The following is a 2,898-nucleotide window of genomic DNA, read 5'->3' on the forward strand; positions in this document are numbered from 1 at the left end:
TCCACAGTGAAAGTGGAACACTCACCTGAGCTTACGGCCTTCACCCTCGGGGTCAAGCCCCGAGGCACTCGGCCTGCTCCGCCTGTAGATGACGCCGGACTTGCTCAGAAAGCCGCGTCGGTAGAGGTCGAGCCGGTAACGGGGCGAGAGGTCGAACGACGAACCCGTCCGCCGTTCCGCGCGGAGTAGCTTGCGTCCCTGATCAGCCGTCCGATAGAGTCGAGCGATGTCCATCGACGACTGCGGGGGCGTGGCCCATACGTATCGGCGAGGTAACGATCCGCCCGCCAGCGAGAATGTTTCGCTGGTTAAAACGCCCGCTTGATCTTCTCGAAGAAGCCTTCCTTCACTTCGATTTCGTCGCCGCCGGCTTCGGCGAACTCCTCGAGCGCGTCGCGCTGTTCCTCGTTCAGGCTCTCGGGAGTGACGACCTGGACCTGCACGTAGAGGTCCCCCTGTCCGCGTCCGCGCAGTCGCGGCATGCCCTTGCCCTCGAGGCGGAAGGTCTCGCCGCTCTGGGTCCCGTCGGGAATCTCGAACTCGGCGGCCCCCTCGAGCGTCGGGACTTCGACGGTGTCGCCGAAGGTGGCCTGCGGGAAGGAGACGGGCAGCCGGTACTGGAGGTCGTCGCCGTCGCGTTCGAACGCCTCGTGGTCACGGATCGAGATGTCGATCAGCAGGTCGCCGTGGCGACCGCCTTCGGGACTGGGCGCGCCCTCGCCTTCCATGCGGAGCGTCTGGCCCTCCTGAATGCCGGCCGGAACCTCGACGGTCAGCGACGCCTCGTTGCGGACGTAGCCCTCGCCGCGACACTCGTCACAGGTCTCGGAGTACAGCGTCCCCTCGCCCTCACAGCGGGGACAGGCCGTCGTCTGCTGGACTCGACCGAGCGGCGTTTGCTGGACCTGGGTCACCTGCCCGCGGCCCTGACACTGCGAGCAGGTTTCGGTGTCGGCCTCGGGCGGGTGGCCCTCACCCTCGCAGACGTCACACTCCTCGGGGCGCTCGACGGTGAACTGCTTTTCCGCGCCCTCGTAGGCCTCCTCCAAGTCGATCTCGAGTTCGGTGCGGAGGTCTCGCCCTTTGCGGGGCCGACGGCGGCCGCGACCGCCGCCACCACCGCCGCCGCCGAAGACCTGCTCGAAGAGGTCGCCGAGCCCGCCGCCACCCATGCCACCGCCGCCCATTCCGCCACCGCCCATGCCGCCGAACGGGCCGCCGCCCATCCCACCGGCACCGCCGGCGTCGCTGGCGTCGAAGCCGTGTTTCTCGGCCTGCTCGTAGCGGTCGTGACCCATCTGGTCGTAGGCCTCGCGCTTCTCCTCGTCGGTCAACACCTGCTTCGCTTTCTGGATCTTCTTGAACTTCTCCTCGGCGTCGGGGTCGTCGCTGACGTCCGGATGGTACTCGGTGGCCTTCGACCGATACGCCTGTTTTATCTCCTCGGTAGACGCGTCGGGGCTCACGCCGAGAACGTCATAGAAGTCCTCGCTCATTCGTTGTGCCACCGATACTCGGTTGAGACACTTGAAACGACCGTTCCGACACAACCTTTTACTCTGCGCTCACTCCCGTCGGTCGTTCGCTCGGTAAAAGGTTGATCAAAAGCACGGCGTCACCCCCTCACCCGCGCTGGCGGCGCGGGTTCGAGGGTTCCTTGGCCCGCTCGCTCACTTCGTTCGCTCGCGGCGAGTACTCCATTCTCTTCGCGGTTCGGAACAGCGACAGAGACGGTATCGATCCCAGAAGACAGCGAAAGTCAAAGCGGCAGCTGACGAGCTATCGAAGGCTCGTTACTCCTCGTCTTCGTCTTCCTCGAAGTCGACATCCTCGAAGTCGGCGTCGACGAACTCCTCGTCCTCGTCACCGGCAGCGCCGGCGTCGGGACCAGGGTTCGGACCGCCGCCCATGCCGCCCATACCGGCACCGCCAGCGCCCGCTGCGCCGCCGGCCGCGCCGCCAGCGCCCGCTGCGCCCGCACCGGCTTCCTGCTGGTAGACCTGCTTGCCGATCTCCTGGAGCTCCTCGCTCAGGGCCTCGGTCGCGGACTCGATGGCCTCGGCGTCGGCCTCGTCGTCATCGATCGTCGCCTCGAGGTCCTCGATCGCGCCCTCGATGTCGGCGCGCAGGTCGTCGTCGACCTGCTCGTCGTTCTCCTCGAGGAGCGTCTCGGCGCGCTGGATCGTGGCCTCGGCGGCGTTGCGGGCCTCGATGCGCTCGCGCTTTTGCTGGTCCTCTTCGGCGTGTTTCTCCGCTTCCTCCTGCATCTCCTCGATCTGGGAGTCCGAGAGGCCGGCACCGCCCTCGATGGTGATCTCTTCGGTGGTGCCGCTGCCCTTGTCCTCTGCCGAGACGTTGACGATGCCGTTCTCGTCGATCGAGAACGTGACCTCGATCTGGGGCGTTCCGGCGGGAGCCGGCGGGATGCCGGTCAGGTGGAACTCGCCGAGCATCTCGTTTTCTTCGGCGAGTTCGCGCTCGCCCTGGAAGACGCGGACCTGCACCGTGGTCTGATTGTCCGCCGCCGTAGTGAAGATCTTCGATTCCTCGGTCGGAATCGTCGTGTTCTTCTCGATGAGGCGCTCGAAGAGGCCGCCCTTGACCTCGATACCGAGCGAGAGCGGCGTCACGTCGAGCAGCACGATGTCGTCGACTTCGCCGCCGAGGACGCCGCCCTGAATCGCCGCGCCCAGCGAGACGGCCTCGTCGGGGTTGACGTTCTTCTGGGGCTCCTTGCCGGTTAGTTCCTCGACCTTCTCGCCGACCTGTGGCATCCGCGTCGAGCCGCCGACCAGCAGGACTTCGTCGATGTCGTCCTTGCTATAGCCGGCGTCCTCGAGGGCCTGCTCGGTCGGTTCGACGGTCCGGTCGCTGTCTCTTATACACATCTCTGATGGC

Annotated in this window: 2 protein-coding genes; both read right to left on the reverse strand. The window is 66.3% G+C overall.

Annotation, left to right across the window (positions count from 1 at the left end):
• Positions 1-308: 308 nt before the first annotated feature.
• Positions 309-1,496 carry a molecular chaperone DnaJ gene (gene dnaJ / locus C489_RS17215; RefSeq protein WP_006432615.1) on the reverse strand — a complete coding sequence of 396 codons (1,188 nt, stop codon included), beginning with the start codon at positions 1,494-1,496 and terminating at the stop codon, positions 309-311.
• Between the two features lie 297 nt (positions 1,497-1,793).
• Positions 1,794-2,898 (reverse strand): Hsp70 family protein (locus C489_RS17220; RefSeq protein ID WP_049890997.1); only part of this gene is annotated, 1,105 nt, incomplete at its 5' end.

The organism is Natrinema versiforme JCM 10478 (assembly GCF_000337195.1).
Taxonomy (GTDB): domain Archaea; phylum Halobacteriota; class Halobacteria; order Halobacteriales; family Natrialbaceae; genus Natrinema; species Natrinema versiforme.